Consider the following 13,993-nt stretch of genomic DNA (forward strand, 5'->3'; position numbering starts at 1 on the left):
CGCGCCTCAGGCGTCGATGCGCTCCTGGTCGAGCGTGTAGGCGTTATCGACGATGAACTCCTTGCGGGGTGCGACGTCGTTGCCCATGAGCATCTCGAACACGCGTTCGGCTGCTTCCATGTCGTCGACGGTGATGCGCCGCAGCGTGCGATGGCGGGGATCCATCGTCGTTTCCTTGAGCTGCGACGCGTCCATCTCGCCGAGGCCCTTGTAGCGCTGCGGCTCCTTGAACGCCTGCCCCTTCTTCGTGAGTTCTGCGAGCTTCCGCTGGTACTCCTGCTCCGTGTAGGTGTAGATGTACTTGTCGTAGCCGCGCTTCGGGCGAACAAGCTCGAAGCGGTGCAGCGGGGGCACCGCCGAGTACACCCGGCCAGCCTCCACCATCGGGCGCATGTACCGGAAGAACAGCGTCGCCAGGAGCGTGCGAATATGGGCGCCGTCGGAGTCGGCGTCGGCCATGAAAATGACCTTGCCGTAACGGATGCTGTCGAGGTCGAACGACCGCCCAGACCCGGCGCCCACCACCTGGATGATCGATGCGCACTCGGCGTTCTTCAGCATGTCGCCCACGGACGCCTTCTGCACGTTGAGGATCTTGCCACGGATGGGCAGCAGCGCCTGATACTCCGAGTCGCGCGCGACGTTGGCGGTACCCAGCGCGGAGTCACCCTCGACGATGAACAGCTCGGTGGCTTCCACGTCGGTGCTGCGGCAGTCCTTCAGCTTCGGAGGCATCGACGACGACTCCAGCGCCGTCTTGCGTCGCTGGTTTTCCTTGTGGGCACGGGCAGCGACGCGCGTCCTGGACGCGTTGACCACCTTTTCCATGAGCTGCCGAGCGACGGTACGAGTTGCGGGCTTCGTCGACTGCAGAAACTCGGAGAACTCCTGCTCGACGATCTTCGCCACCAGTCGTGAGACTGGCGGAGTACCCAGCACTTCCTTCGTCTGGCCCTCGAACTGAGGCTCTGCCAGACGCACCGTAACCACGGCGGTGAGGCCCTCCAAACAGTCGTCCTTCACCACTTCCTCGCCTGCTTTGAGGATGCGGGTGCCGTCCAGCGACTTGGTGAAGGCTCGCGTGATGCCCCGCTCAAAGCCCGACACATGCGTGCCACCCTTGGGCGTGGCAATGATGTTCACGAACGATTTGAGCTTGGTGTCGTAACCGGTGCCCCACCGCACGGCGATGTCGACGTCAAGATCGCGTTCGACGTCGGTGGGAGTCATGGCGCCGTTCTCGTCGAGAATCGGCACGGTTTCGGTGAATGTGTCACGGCCTTGCAGGCGCAGCACCTCGGTGAGGGCTGCGTCGGGGGCAAGGTAGTCAGCGAACTCGGTGATGCCACCAGCGAAGAGGAAGCTCTCGTTGGTGACTTCGTCCGTCCGGTGGTCTTCGACGGTGAGCTCCAGCCCCGGCACAAGGAATGCCGTCTGGCGGGCTCGGTCGCGAAGATGATCGATGTTCAGTTCGGCGTCTGCGAGGAAAATCTGGCGGTCCGGCCAGTACCGCACCCGCGTGCCCGTCTTCGATTTGGCAACCTTCCCAACCTTGCGAAGGCCGCTGGCCGGCGTGAAGGGAGCGCTCGGCCCATCACCGTCGAAGGTGCCTGGAACGCCACGCTGAAAGCTCATCTCCCAGGTTGCGCCTCCCCTATCGACCTGGACGTCGAGCCTGGATGCCAACGCATTCACCACGGATGCGCCGACGCCGTGCAGGCCGCCCGTGGCGTTGTACGACGAGTTTCCGAATTTGCCGCCCGCGTGCAGTCGGGTGAACACCACCTCGACGCCGCTCAGGCCCGTCTTCGGTTCGGTGTCGACGGGAATGCCTCGCGCGGTGTCATGCACGACGATGGATCCGTCGTGCTCGAGTTTGATGTGGACGCGATCACCGTAGCCTGCAAGTGCTTCGTCGACGGCGTTATCGATGATTTCCCACAAGCAATGCATGAGGCCGCGGGTATCCGTCGAACCGATGTACATGGCCGGACGCTTACGGACAGCTTCGAGCCCCTCGAGGACAAGAAGGTTCTTCGCCTCATAATCGCGCGAATGCTGTTGTTTTCTCTGAGAAACCTGCACCGAACCACCCTATCCGTGGTGTTGTGACTTTGCTCGCAGCGAAATGCCTGTCGAGCCGCTGGATACTGTTGCAAAGCACGTTATCGTTGATGACGTAACGATGGTTCTTCATCCGGAGGTGTCGTATGACCGAAACGCTTTCTGACCCAACGCTCACAGCCCTCGACCGCTGCGACCGCTGCGGCGCCCAGGCGTACCTCCGCGTGTTCCTGCGCAGCGGTGGCGAGCTACTGTTCTGCGCCCACCACGCCGCTGCACACCGCGAGAAGCTGGCCGAGGTGGCCAGCCACATCCACGACGAAACGGCGAAGCTGCACGAGGCGTAGTTATCTGACTGCGCCACGACGTCAGCCCTGCATCCAGCTGTCAATCAGTGCCCGACCGATAGATGCCGTGCCGGGCAGCGTGATCGACTGTTCTGCGATGCGTGAGGCCAGCTCCTCCCTGGTGAGGAAGCTGGCCTCCGCTATTTCCTGCCCGTCGGGACGTACTGCCTCGGGATGATCGGTGCGTGCGGTGAACCCAAGCATGAGCGAGCGGGGAAAGGGCCATGGCTGACTGCCGAAGTAGCGAATACTGTGCAGGCTGAGCGAAACTTCCTCCTTCGCTTCGCGTGCGCAGGCCTGCTCCAGAGACTCTCCCACCTCCACGAATCCGGCAATCACGGACACCCTCCCCTTCGGCCACTTGACGTGTCTGGCGAGCAGGATGCGGTCGTCGGGATCGGTGATGGCGACGATCACCGCCGGGTCCGTTCGGAAAAACATCAGGTGCCCACACGTAGTGCACCGGCGCCGCTGACCCTCTTCCGAGGGCTGCGTCGCCCCGTTACAGCGCTCGCACGCAACAGCCTCCGTGTGCCAGCGCACGAGCGCCGACGCGGTGGCCACCACATCGTCGGGTAGTTCCCGAAACGTCACCGTCGGCCCGGCCGGCTCCGGAGAGTACCGCGCGAACCAGCGGACCCCCTCGGCAGCCCCAATCAGCACGTCGGCATCCGTTGGCTGCACCCCTACCAGTGGCTCGAGCGCCACCCGCCCATCACCACTCACCTCGTGCACTTCAGCAGGAAGCGCTGGGTTGGGTGTGCGATCCAACGCAGATGGCTGTGCCCAGTCCATGGTGCTCCTAACGTTGCAGCTGAGCGGCTGCGTCAACGAGTTCCGGCGGGGCACTTGCGAACACCAACCGGTCGGATCGTACGTGGTAGAACGCAGCTCCGACGCGTTCCAGTGCGATTCCGCGCGCCTCGGCCCAAGCGCGACGATACACCGCCAGCTGCAGCTCGTCGGCGGGGGCGTCGAAGGTCTTCCAGTCGACGACGAGCTCGTCGAACTCCCCTTCCCAGCGATAGACGGCATCCATGCGGCCACGGATTTGGAAACCGCCAACGACCATCGAGAAGGGCACCTCGCACGCCAACGGAGTACGGTTGGCAAATCGGCCGCGTTCAAACGAGTCAATGAGCGATTGTAGTGCGGGCGGTTGACGCTCGAACTCATCGAATCCGCTCGGCAACTCGAACCGGCGCTGCACCCAGTCATGAAAGGCCGTTCCGAGCGATGCCGTTGCGGACGGCTTGCGGGGCATCCGACGCACCAGCTGTTCCGCTAATGTTTGCGGATCGTCGCGCAACTGCATGAGTTGCGTGGCCGAGAGCCCTTGTGGAAGGCGAATCTCTCGACGCCGCTGCCGAGACAGCACGTGAGCCGCAGACTCATCCCAGAGCTGAAATTGGCGCAACTCCTCATCTGCAACACGCCCCGACTCCAGCACCCAGTCTTCCGCACCATGATGCCGCTCAGCGGCGCGTACGAGCTCCGCAGCTTGCGACTGTCGCTCCTGGTCGTCCTCGTCGTGTGGTGCAGGCCAGGCGAATGCGACATTGGCTGCTAGTCCTGGGTTCTCGCAGCCTGTGGTGGCATCGATTGCGGTGCCTGTGCGCCGAGCCTCCTCCTCGCAGACCAGGAAATACCGCGAGGGCTTTCGCTCCCGCTTGACCTGGTTCGCCCACCGATGGCAGGCAGCCACCAGCCGTGTTCTAGCCCTCGTCGCGGCGACGTAGGCGAGACGATCCTCTCCGTGCTCGTGCTCTTCCGTCAGTTCCTCTCCGTACTCTTTGAGCGCCGCGTCGGAGTAGTCGCCCAGTTGGGGAATCGAGTGGGCGTCACCGCGTAGCGGACTCGGGAGAAGCTCGGCTCGAGTGACCCAGTTGCCGCCCTTATTCGTCGACGGGAACACGCCTGCGTTCAGTGCGGGAAGAAACACGTGGTCCCATTCGAGGCCTTTCGCCGCATGCACCGTCGCGAGCTTCACCGAGTTGGACTCGGAGATCACCGCCTGCTCGAGACCCTCGCCGTCCGAGGCTTCCGCATCGAGGAAGGCAACCAACCCAGCGAGCGACGCGTCGCCGGCGATGATTGGCCTGTCGCTGCAGGCGGCGACGAATGCATCGAGCTGATCCGTCGGAAGGCTGCGAGCGCGCAGTTCCTCCTCGATGCCCAGTCCGCGGATGACGTGCATGAGCAGGTCAGTGACCGGTTCTGCTGCGTGGCTCCGCAAGCGGGAAAACACATGCATGAACGAAGTCAATTCGCGTGCTCCGGCATCGGTGATCCCTTCGGGGCGATGCTCTGCCGCTTCGAGGAGACAGGGTTCTCCTCCATCTGCGAGCTGTGCAGCGTGCCGCCCGAGCAGCTCCAGATCAGGAAACGGAAGATTCCAGCGAGGCCCGGTAAGTAGCGTCGCCAGCGATGGGTTGTCGAGTGGATCGACGAGCAAACGAAGCAGCGCGACAATGGGCACGATCTCGGGAAGCCACAGCAACCCGCCCAGTCCGACGATCTCCGTCGGAACACCGCGCACCTGTAAGCGTTGGTGCATGGCGGCCAGCAGGCTCCTGCGCCTGGACAGTACGGCGATCTGTTTCCATTCGCAGGTATCTTGCAGCTGCAGGATGTGTTCAGCTATCGCGTCGAGTTCTTCGTCTTCTGTGTCGAACCGGATTGTTTCGACGGTGCCTGCTTGAGTGCCCGCGGGAGCGCGGAGCTCGATGCCCTCATCTCCCGGAATGGTGGAGGCGAGCCGGTTACCCACCGTGAGGATGGATGTGTGGCTACGGCGGTTCACTGATAGGGCGTGCGCTGTGGAGGCACCGAACTCGTTCTGGAACTCTGGGATATTGCTCGCGGCGGCTCCGCGCCAACCGTAGATGGCTTGATACGGATCGCCGACAGCGGTGACCGGGTGGCCAGCGAACAGTGCCTTCAGCAAGGCTGCCTGAGCCGACGAGGTGTCTTGATATTCGTCCAAGAGCACGACGGCATAGTGGCTACGCATCGTTTCCCCCACCGTCGGCACCTCGAACGCCAGCTGGGCGGCTGTGGCAAGTTGGTCAGAAAACTCTGCGACCTGCAATTCGCGCTTGTAGGCGCGGTATTCCTCGACAATGCGCAGCAACTCGAGGCGCTCGGTGCAGCGATCTGCGGCTTGCATCATCGACTTGTACGGTTTCGGGCGCCGCTTGCCGTGACCCGGCGCGGCCAAGAACTGGGCCCGCGCGTCTTCCGTGAAGCGCTGTGCTTCGATTGGTTCCACCAGGTTGGAGCGCATCTCGGCATCGAGCTTCAGTGCCCGTTCGATGATGGTGGGCATCGAGTACTCCGATAGCGCTGGATAGGGGCCCTTGGACTGTGCCACGACGTGATGCATGAGCCTCGCGCTCGTGGCGCCCGTCACCAATAATGGGGCATCGTCGATGCCTGCTCTCAGGCCGTGTTCGGCGACGATGCGTGCGGCGAACGAATCGTAGGTGCTGGTGCTAGGGACACCCTCATCTGAACCCGTTGCGCGCAGCCCCGCACGTTCGAGAGCCGCCAGCACGCGCTCCCCCAGTTCGCCGGCAGCCTTGCGCGTGAACGTGAGCCCGAGGACCTCGTCGGCGCGCACTTGCCCAGTGCCCACTAGCCACACCACGCGGGCTGCCATCACCGTCGTCTTACCCGTCCCTGCGCCGGCGACGATGACGCCGGGCGCAAGCGGCGCCGTCACGGCGGCAAGCTGTTCATCGCTCAGCTCGATACCGAGTGCTTCGCAGAGTCGATCGGTGTTCTCTATCACGCTATCTCCTGAATCGCGGGGCAGCCCGAGCGGAAGTCACATATGCGGCACGCATCACCAGGCGTCGCCGGAAATTCGCCACGCTCCAGCACGGCCTTGGCCGATGCGATGCGATCGTGCATCCACGTCGGGCCGACGATCAGCGGTTCGTCTGGCAATTCCGGGGCCGCCGTCAACGACGACTGCTCCATCACCAGTGGCAACCCAGATGCGTCGATACGCAGCATCACCAGGGCCGCTGACGCCACCTCGCGCACACCGGGGGCGAGAGCGTCGAACCCGCCCGATTGCGCAGCCAGCTGGTAGAGCCCCAGCTGCACGTTGGTAGCAACGGAACTGGCAGTGGGTTTCGAACGCATTGTTTTGAAATCCAGGATGCGAAGCTTCGGTCCTTCGTCGGTATGCATCAACTCCAGTCGGTCAACGAAGCCGTGCAAGAGCACCTCGCGCCCTTCCACCTCGACGCGAGCCTCGAAGCCTTGCTCCACACCGAGCAGCGTTGCCGATTGTTCAGGGAACCATGCCGCGAGCCGGTCAATCATGCTCTCGGCCTGTACCCGCTCATTGGTTTCCTGCCAAGGAGCGGCGAAGTCGACGGTGCTCCAGCGATCGTCAAGCAACGCCCGCATGCCAGCTGCATCGAGGTTGTCAGTCTGGGCGTGCTGTGCAACCTCGTGGATGAGGCTGCCGAAACTCGCTGCTTGGTTCGACGGGCGCTTGGCCCGTGCTCGTCGCGCCAGGTAGTACTGGCGCGGACAGGTGAGGATGCCTTCGAGCGCAGACCCGCTGAGACGCAGAACCGAGTGGCCAGCATGCGGTGGGTGTTGTGACGCCCCCCACCAGTTGGCGGGGTTCGCCGACGCAATGCCTTCGGCAGCGAGATGTTGCAATCGCGCCGCCGCTCCCCTGCGCAAAACCATGCTGCGTTCCGGGTCTGCGAGCACCTGTCGGAGCTCACCAACGAGGGCCTGCGCCGTGAGTGGACGCGCAGGATACCCTGTGACCTCGACGAGCGGCGCCCCCAGTTCGGTAAGGAACCGCGAGGGTTGGAGATCGCTGCTAGCGACGGCGCTCACGTGCAGAGAAGTGCAAGCCCGAGCGCAAGCAAGGTAGAAGAGTCGGCGCTCTTCTTGCAGATGTTCTGCGATGGTGCGAGGTTCCCCGTCGAGCAATCGCCCAGGATCGAGGAGCTGTCCGCCGGGGGCTGCCTGCGGCCAGCGCCCTTCTTGCACGCCCACCACCCATACATGTTGCCATTCGCGGCCCTTGGCCCGGTGGGCTGTAGTGACGAGCACACCGGTGCCGGTGATTCTGGATTCTCTGCCGGTGTCGGCGGGGATCTCTTGGCCTTCTAAGTCGCGAGCAAATTTCCATACGCCGGGGGTGCCGCTCAGGACCGGCTCGTGCCCAGCCCGCTCGAACAGCTCGACCACGGCATCGAGGTGATGGTTGGCCTGTCTGTTGCCGTCGAGCGCCGCCTTCTGCAACACCGATGGCCAACTCGTGCACGACCACAGCTCCCACAAGGCATCCGCAACACTGCAGCCGTCCTCTAAACCTGACGAGACGCTCGTCACGGTGTCGGCCACGGATCGGGCGATTGCCCATTCTCCTTCCGGGTCAGCAGCAAGCATCTTGGCCCACACCCCGTCGCCATCGATGTGGCGTTCGAGGCGTCGAAGTGCGATGGCATCGAGCCCCACCAACGGTGAGAGCGCCAATGCTCGCGCCTGATCGTCAGTGGGTGCCTCGCTCGACGCTGCCAAACACAGCGCCCTGAGCAAGGCCGCCACCGCATCGTCTTCGGCGAGCACTAACTCGTCGGCCGCAACTTCCACCGGAATGCCGAGCCGAAGCAGCGCTCGCGTCAGCGGCATGAGCTGCGCCTTTCCAGCCCGTGCGATGACCGCGATGTCGGACCACGATGCCCCTGAAGCCACCACCCGACGGATGCCGTCGGCGACGTGCGCCACTTCCGCTGATTCCGATGAACACAACTCGACGCAGATCTCGCCCTGTTCGCTCCGTACCGGCACGAGCGGTGCGCGAGCCGTGGATGCAGCGATGCGCCCGCGTAACGCATTCAGGCCCTCCACAACAGCGACGGCGTGGCGGTGGTCGTGGGCGAGTGACATGACCCGTGAGGGTTCGAGCTCCGTGAGGTGCAACATGCCCTGCGCGGTGGCGCCGCGGAACTCACTCACCACCTGATCTGGATCGCCAAAGACCGTGACGGGGATGCCGAGCATGGCGAGATCACCAAGTAGTGCGGTTTGCGCCGGGTCAAGGTCGTGTGCGTCGTCGACGAAGACCTCACGAATGTGTTCGCGCGCCATGCCGCTGGAGGCCGGATCGTGGAGCACTAGGCGGGTGCGATATACCAACTCCGCGTAGTCGAGAGTTTGTGCGAGATCGCCGACGGCGAGGTACTCGTCGAGAAAGTCGGCGATGGCAGCGAGCGTCGGGCTCTCGCGTTCCTGCGCGAGATGCGCTACATCGTGCTCGTCGAGCGAACGCTGACGGATTCGAGCGAGCACCTCTCGAAGTTGCCGGGCAAAGCCGCGAGTTTTCAAGGCTGGCTGCAACAATGTGGGCCACGAGGCACGTCCGTTCGCGAGCAGATCCCGGATGCGCTCCTCTTGCTCTGGCGCCCGCAGCAGCGCCCATGGGAGCTCGTCGGATGGTTCGGCCAGACGAAGCAGCCCCAGGGCTAGGCCATGCACCGTGGTGAACAGCGGTTGAGTCTGCGCTTGGCCGATGCGCCCAATCACCGTTCTGCGCAATTGCTGGGCAGCTTGTCGAGAGCCTGCGAGCACGGCGATTTCTGACAGGGGCGCGCCTTCCTGCACGCGCCGCACCACGCTTTCGACGAGGGTGACCGTCTTGCCCGTGCCGGGCCCGCCCAGCACGCAGGAGACACCTGCGGCAGGTTCACTGGCTTCACGTTGGGCGTCATCGAGTTCGCACCTAGGAACTGACTGGGGAGGCAGTAACGTCCACATGCTCACTATGCAATCACGAAGCACTGACAATCTTCGTTCGACCTAGTCCGTGAGCGGTTTCCCAACTGGCGCACATCCTCGGCGCGCCCCGCTGGGCAGGCGAACCCTACATGCCATTAGATTGAGAACACCGTAACCGTTTGCGAGCCAGGAGACGTGATGTCGAAGTCAGAGCGCGCTCATTACACTCGGATGCCCGCTGCATGGGTGGCCGGCTGCAGCGACGTCGGGCTCCGCCACACATCAAACCAGGATGCCCTGTGCATCGCAGTGCGAGACTTGGCCGACGATCCCACCGCCCTCATCGCGGTAGCCGACGGCGTATCGACCGCCGCAGGCTCTGAGATCTCATCATCGGTCGCCGTCGAACGCTGCGTGAGTGTGCTGCAAGACCGCCTCTCGCAGGGCCTACCCGAGAACGTTGCATTCGTACAGGCCTTCTCTGAGGCGCATCGCCACGTGCTCGAGGCCACCGTCGACGGAGAGCCCTCGGCCTGCACACTGATCACCGCGTACGTACGCACCGGACGGATATCTATCGCCAACATTGGCGATTCGAGGGCATACTGGGTGGCCGACGACGGCACCTGCATGCTGCGCAGCACCGACGATTCGATGGCACAGGCACGCATCATGCTCGGCATGTCGCGCGACGATGCGGAACAAGGAGCCCACGCACATGCCATCACCAAGTGGCTGGGCCGTGACGCATCGAACGTCACGCCATCGGTCACCAACCACGAGCCTGCTACCGCAGGCTGGCTGATTTTATGCACCGATGGACTGTGGAACTACGCGAGCGCGCCCGAGGCCATGGCCGCGGTGTTCGAAGAATTCCGAGCGCGCTGTGAGCGCCCGAGCGACATTGCTGAGGGGCTCGTCGATTGGGCAAACGCACAAGGTGGGAAAGACAACACCACTGTCACCGTCGCTCGGGTCGACGTTTGACGCTGCCCGCTAGTGTGAATAAGGGCATTATTCATTCATCTACAAGGAGCATCATGGAGATCAAGCTCGGCATCGTCCAAGTGGCCAGGGAGATAACGCTTGAAACGCAGGAATCTGCCGAAGAAATCAGCAGCCGCCTGGCGTCGGCCGTCGAGTCGAATGGCATCTTTGAGCTCGCAGACGACAAGGGACGCAAAATTCTCATCCCTGCAGGTCGCGTGGGGTACGTGGAGCTTGGCTCACCCAATGCCAGGCCAGTGGGCTTCGGTCGCGTCTGACCCGTCCTGTGGGGAGACGCTGATAGGATCACGTCCGGGCAGATTGCCCAGGCATGCGCGTCAGCGCACCGCGTTGTTCGAACAAGAGGTTGAACCCTGACTGAGCAGGCAGCACACGACACGTTCCTGGATCTCGGCGTCGCCGAGCCCATCGCAGAGGCACTCGCCGCCGAGGGCATCGTCAAGCCATTTCCCATCCAGGCACTCGCCATCCCCCTCGCCCTGGGAGGCACAGATCTGATTGGGCAAGCTCGAACCGGCACCGGCAAGACGCTGGCGTTTGGCACCGTGATGCTGCACCGGCTCGAAGCCCTCGCAGAAGACCACGAACCCACGCACGGCAAGCCGCGCGGGCTCGCCGTGTGCCCCACCCGAGAGCTCGCCGTCCAGGTTGGCCGCGATCTCGAAACGGCCGGCAAGAACCTCCATACTCGCGTGCTGACGATCTATGGCGGCACCAGCTACGACGACCAGCTCGAAGCGCTCGAGAAGGGCGTGGATGTCGTCGTCGGAACCCCCGGGCGCCTGCTTGACCTCGTCCAGCGTCGCGCACTCGATCTTTCGGAAATCCAGGTGCTCGTGCTCGATGAAGCCGACGAGATGCTCGACCTCGGGTTCCTCCCCGACGTGGAACGCATCATGGACGCCACACCGAAGTCGCGTCAGACGATGATGTTCTCTGCGACGATGCCCGGCCAGATCCTCTCGCTGGCCCGTTCGCGTCTGAACCGGCCCATCAATATTCGTGCTGAAGGCGAAAACGCCCAGGCGACGGTGCCAGACACCGTGCAGTTTATTTACCAGGCCCACCAGCTCGACAAGCCGGAGGTGGTCTCGCGCATCATCCAGGCCAAGGACGCTGGCAAAGTGATGATCTTCACGCGTACGAAGCGCGAAGCACAGCGCCTCTCGGAAGATCTGGTGGACAGGGGCTTCCCCGCTGCCTCCATCCATGGCGATCTCAATCAATCCGCACGGGAACGCTCACTCAAGAAGTTCCGTCAGGGCACCATTCGCGTTCTTGTGGCCACCGACGTCGCAGCCCGTGGCATTGACATCACCGGCGTGACGCATGTCGTGAACTACGAGTGCCCTGACACCGATGCCACCTACGTGCACCGTATCGGCCGCACCGGCCGCGCGGGACGCAACGGCGTAGCTGTCACGCTGGTTGACTGGGCGGACGTGCATCGCTGGAAGCTCATCGACCAGGCCCTCGATCTCGGCAAACCGGAGCCTGTCGAGACGTACTCGTCGTCGCCGCATTTGTACTCCGACCTCGACATCCCCGAAGGCACCAAGGGACGCGTCGCCACCGCACCGCCCAAACGAGACAAGGGCACGGAGAAGCCACAAGGGCAGCGGGAGCGTCGTCGCACTCGTTCCTCGAAGCCCCGTCGACGCAGGCGCGTGCGCAACGGCGTCGAGGTTGTGCGGGAGCCACACGATAAAGCGCAGCCATCGTCGAAGTGACGGCGGCCGGCGCTACGTAGGCTCAGTAGTACACCATCTGCATCGCGGTGCGGACCTCTTCCAAGGTCTGTACCGCGATCTCGCGTGCCCGCTCATTGCCCGCCCGCAGCACGCTCTCCAGGAAGCCCGGATCTTGTTCCAGCTCCGCACGACGGGCCCGGATGGGCGCAAGGTACTCGTTGAGTGCTTCCGTGACGAGCTTCTTGAGCCCGCCACCTCCGGCGTCGCCGAGCTCGGCGGCAACGTCGACGGGGTCACGGTCGAGTGCGAGTGCCGCAATGTTGACCAGGTTGGACACCTCGGGACGCTGCTCAGGTTCGTAGGTGATGTGGCGGTCGGAATCGGTTACAGCACGCTTGATAAGCTTGGCCGTCTCGTCGGCAGTGAACCCGATCTCGATGGTGTTGTTGCGAGATTTGCTCATCTTCGCACCATCGAGACCGAGCACGGTTCCCGACTTGCTCAGCAGTGCTTCGGGCTCGGGGAAGACGGGGGTGGCCTCGTCAGCGCGCCCATAGCGCTCGTCGAAACGCCTAGCGATGACACGGGCCTGCTCGAGGTGCGGCAGCTGGTCTTTACCCACTGGCACGAGGTTCGCTTTGCAGAATAAGATGTCAGCAGCCTGGTGCACCGGGTAGGTGAGCAGCAGGCCAGACATCGGTCGTCCGTCGGTAGCCTCCAGTTCCGTCTTCACCGTCGGGTTGCGACGAAGTTCTGCGTCGGTGGCCAATGAGAGGAACGGCAACATGAGCTGGTTCAACTCCGGCAGCGAAGAATGCGTGAAGAAGGTGACCTTTTCTGGGTCCAGCCCGATTGAGAGGTAGTCGGTTAGCAGCGAGTAGACACGATCCCGGATGGGGCCCACGCCGTCGCGATCAGTGATGACCTGGTAGTCGGCAATAAGCACCATCGTCTCGACGCCCGCTTTCGCCAGGCGCACCCTATTCTCCAGCGACCCAAACAGGTGCCCGATGTGCAGGTTGCCTGTGGGGCGGTCGCCCGTCAGGATCCGAAACTTGCTGGGATCCTTGGCGATCTCCTGTTCAATAGCCAGGCTGCGTTGCGTGGAACGCGCGAGCGATGCTTCCGGATCGAAGTGGGTCGAAGTTGTCATGCGCTCCAGCGTAGCGTCTTGCGTCGGCTTCGCGCCTACACGCTAGACGACGCCGCCTCGCCGACGAATCCGAGCGATCAACTCGTTGTAGGCCTGCACCCTTGTCGTATTGCAGCCAAGCTCGTGATTGACTTTGCCGGTGCCGTGGTAATCCGATGATCCCGTACGGATGAGGCCGAGGCGGGCGCCCATCTGGAACAGCAATTCCCGCGCCTCGGGGCTGTGATCTTGATGCTCCACCTCGATACCCTCGAGTTGATGCTCGCGGATGAGTCGTTCCAGCACCTCAGCAGTGAGCACCTGCCGGCATCCGCGCGACCACGGGTGAGCGATCACGGCTACGCCGCGGGCGCCATGGATGAGGTCGATGGCTTCTTCCAGCGGGCACGCGTAGCGTTCGGCATATCCCGGCTGACCTTCCCCAATCCAGGTTTGGAACGCCTCCGTCCTGCTCGCTACGACCCCTTTTTGCACGAGGATGTCAGCCACGTGTGGGCGCCCCACAGCCGACGCGTCTCCCGCGTGCTCGTACACTTCGTCGATGGTGATGTCGATGCCTGCGGCCCGCAGGTTATCGATCATGCGGGGCAGACGTTCCGTCCTCCCGGCGCGGATACGAGCTAGTTCTGCTTTCAAGTCTGCGTTGCGCGGATCACAGCCGTAGCCAAGTAGGTGTACCGACTTCCCCTCAAATTTCGTCGACATTTCGAGCCCGTTCAGTACTCGTAGTCCCGACCGTTTCCCGGCTTCCTGTGCCTCCGTGATGCCGGCAAAGGTGTCGTGGTCGGTCAGCGCCACGACGTCCAGACCCGCAGCAATGGCTTTTTGCACCAGCATCGTAGGTGAGTCTGTGCCGTCCGAGACATTCGAGTGAGTGTGCAAGTCGATCCGCATGGCCCCATGGTAGTTGCCCGCGCTCGCCCGCACGCGGAGTGCGCATTTTCCGTCCCGGACCATGCATGAGTGGCAATAGA

10 protein-coding genes are annotated in these 13,993 nt (G+C 63.4%); 4 read left to right on the plus strand and 6 right to left on the minus strand.

The features are described from left to right. Positions 1-6 precede the first annotated feature (6 nt). Complete coding sequence (locus Q0X68_RS04135; protein ID WP_297747981.1) at positions 7-2,085, minus strand: type IIA DNA topoisomerase subunit B; 2,079 nt, start codon at positions 2,083-2,085, stop codon at positions 7-9. Between the two features lie 125 nt (positions 2,086-2,210). Here Q0X68_RS04135 and Q0X68_RS04140 point away from each other — a divergent pair, with 125 nt between their 5' ends. Next, positions 2,211-2,411: a hypothetical protein gene (locus tag Q0X68_RS04140; protein ID WP_297747984.1), complete on the plus strand. Its 201-nt coding sequence runs from the start codon at positions 2,211-2,213 to the stop codon at positions 2,409-2,411. A gap of 21 nt (positions 2,412-2,432) precedes the next feature. Here Q0X68_RS04140 and nudC read toward each other — a convergent pair whose 3' ends face one another. Genes nudC through Q0X68_RS04155 form a run of 3 tightly spaced genes read right to left on the minus strand, consistent with a single transcriptional unit; the run spans position 2,433 to position 9,206 of the window. After that, the gene (nudC, locus tag Q0X68_RS04145; RefSeq protein WP_297747987.1) at positions 2,433-3,206 is read right to left on the minus strand and encodes an NAD(+) diphosphatase; all 774 of its coding nucleotides are present in this window, start codon (positions 3,204-3,206) and stop codon (positions 2,433-2,435) included. 7 nt (positions 3,207-3,213) lie between these two features. Next, positions 3,214-6,204: an ATP-dependent DNA helicase gene (locus tag Q0X68_RS04150; RefSeq protein WP_297747990.1), complete on the minus strand. Its 2,991-nt coding sequence runs from the start codon at positions 6,202-6,204 to the stop codon at positions 3,214-3,216. Then, entirely contained in the window at positions 6,201-9,206 is a 3,006-nt protein-coding gene (locus Q0X68_RS04155; protein WP_297747993.1) for an ATP-dependent DNA helicase, read from the minus strand. The genes Q0X68_RS04150 and Q0X68_RS04155 overlap by 4 nt, the downstream gene beginning before the upstream one ends. Before the next feature lie 159 nt (positions 9,207-9,365). Here Q0X68_RS04155 and Q0X68_RS04160 point away from each other — a divergent pair, with 159 nt between their 5' ends. The 3 genes from Q0X68_RS04160 (at position 9,366) to Q0X68_RS04170 (ending at position 11,905) form a co-directional block, all read left to right on the plus strand. Further along, positions 9,366-10,154: a PP2C family serine/threonine-protein phosphatase gene (locus tag Q0X68_RS04160; protein WP_297747996.1), complete on the plus strand. Its 789-nt coding sequence runs from the start codon at positions 9,366-9,368 to the stop codon at positions 10,152-10,154. Between the two features lie 53 nt (positions 10,155-10,207). Beyond that, positions 10,208-10,432, plus strand: coding sequence for a DUF3107 domain-containing protein (locus Q0X68_RS04165; protein ID WP_297747999.1), 225 nt, complete (start codon positions 10,208-10,210; stop codon positions 10,430-10,432). 96 nt (positions 10,433-10,528) lie between these two features. After that, positions 10,529-11,905: a DEAD/DEAH box helicase gene (locus Q0X68_RS04170; RefSeq protein ID WP_297748036.1), complete on the plus strand. Its 1,377-nt coding sequence runs from the start codon at positions 10,529-10,531 to the stop codon at positions 11,903-11,905. A gap of 22 nt (positions 11,906-11,927) precedes the next feature. On the opposite strand, the gene trpS is transcribed toward Q0X68_RS04170, so the two are convergent. Together trpS and Q0X68_RS04180 are read right to left on the minus strand one after the other, a co-directional pair. Next, a complete protein-coding gene (trpS, locus tag Q0X68_RS04175) occupies positions 11,928-13,019 on the minus strand; it encodes a tryptophan--tRNA ligase (protein WP_297748001.1) in 1,092 nt (363 codons plus the stop codon). Positions 13,020-13,061: 42 nt separating this feature from the next. Beyond that, the gene (locus tag Q0X68_RS04180) at positions 13,062-13,913 is read right to left on the minus strand and encodes a PHP domain-containing protein (protein WP_297748003.1); all 852 of its coding nucleotides are present in this window, start codon (positions 13,911-13,913) and stop codon (positions 13,062-13,064) included. Positions 13,914-13,993 lie beyond the last annotated feature (80 nt).

Source organism: uncultured Tessaracoccus sp. (assembly GCF_947286155.1).
Lineage (GTDB): Bacteria > Actinomycetota > Actinomycetes > Propionibacteriales > Propionibacteriaceae > Arachnia.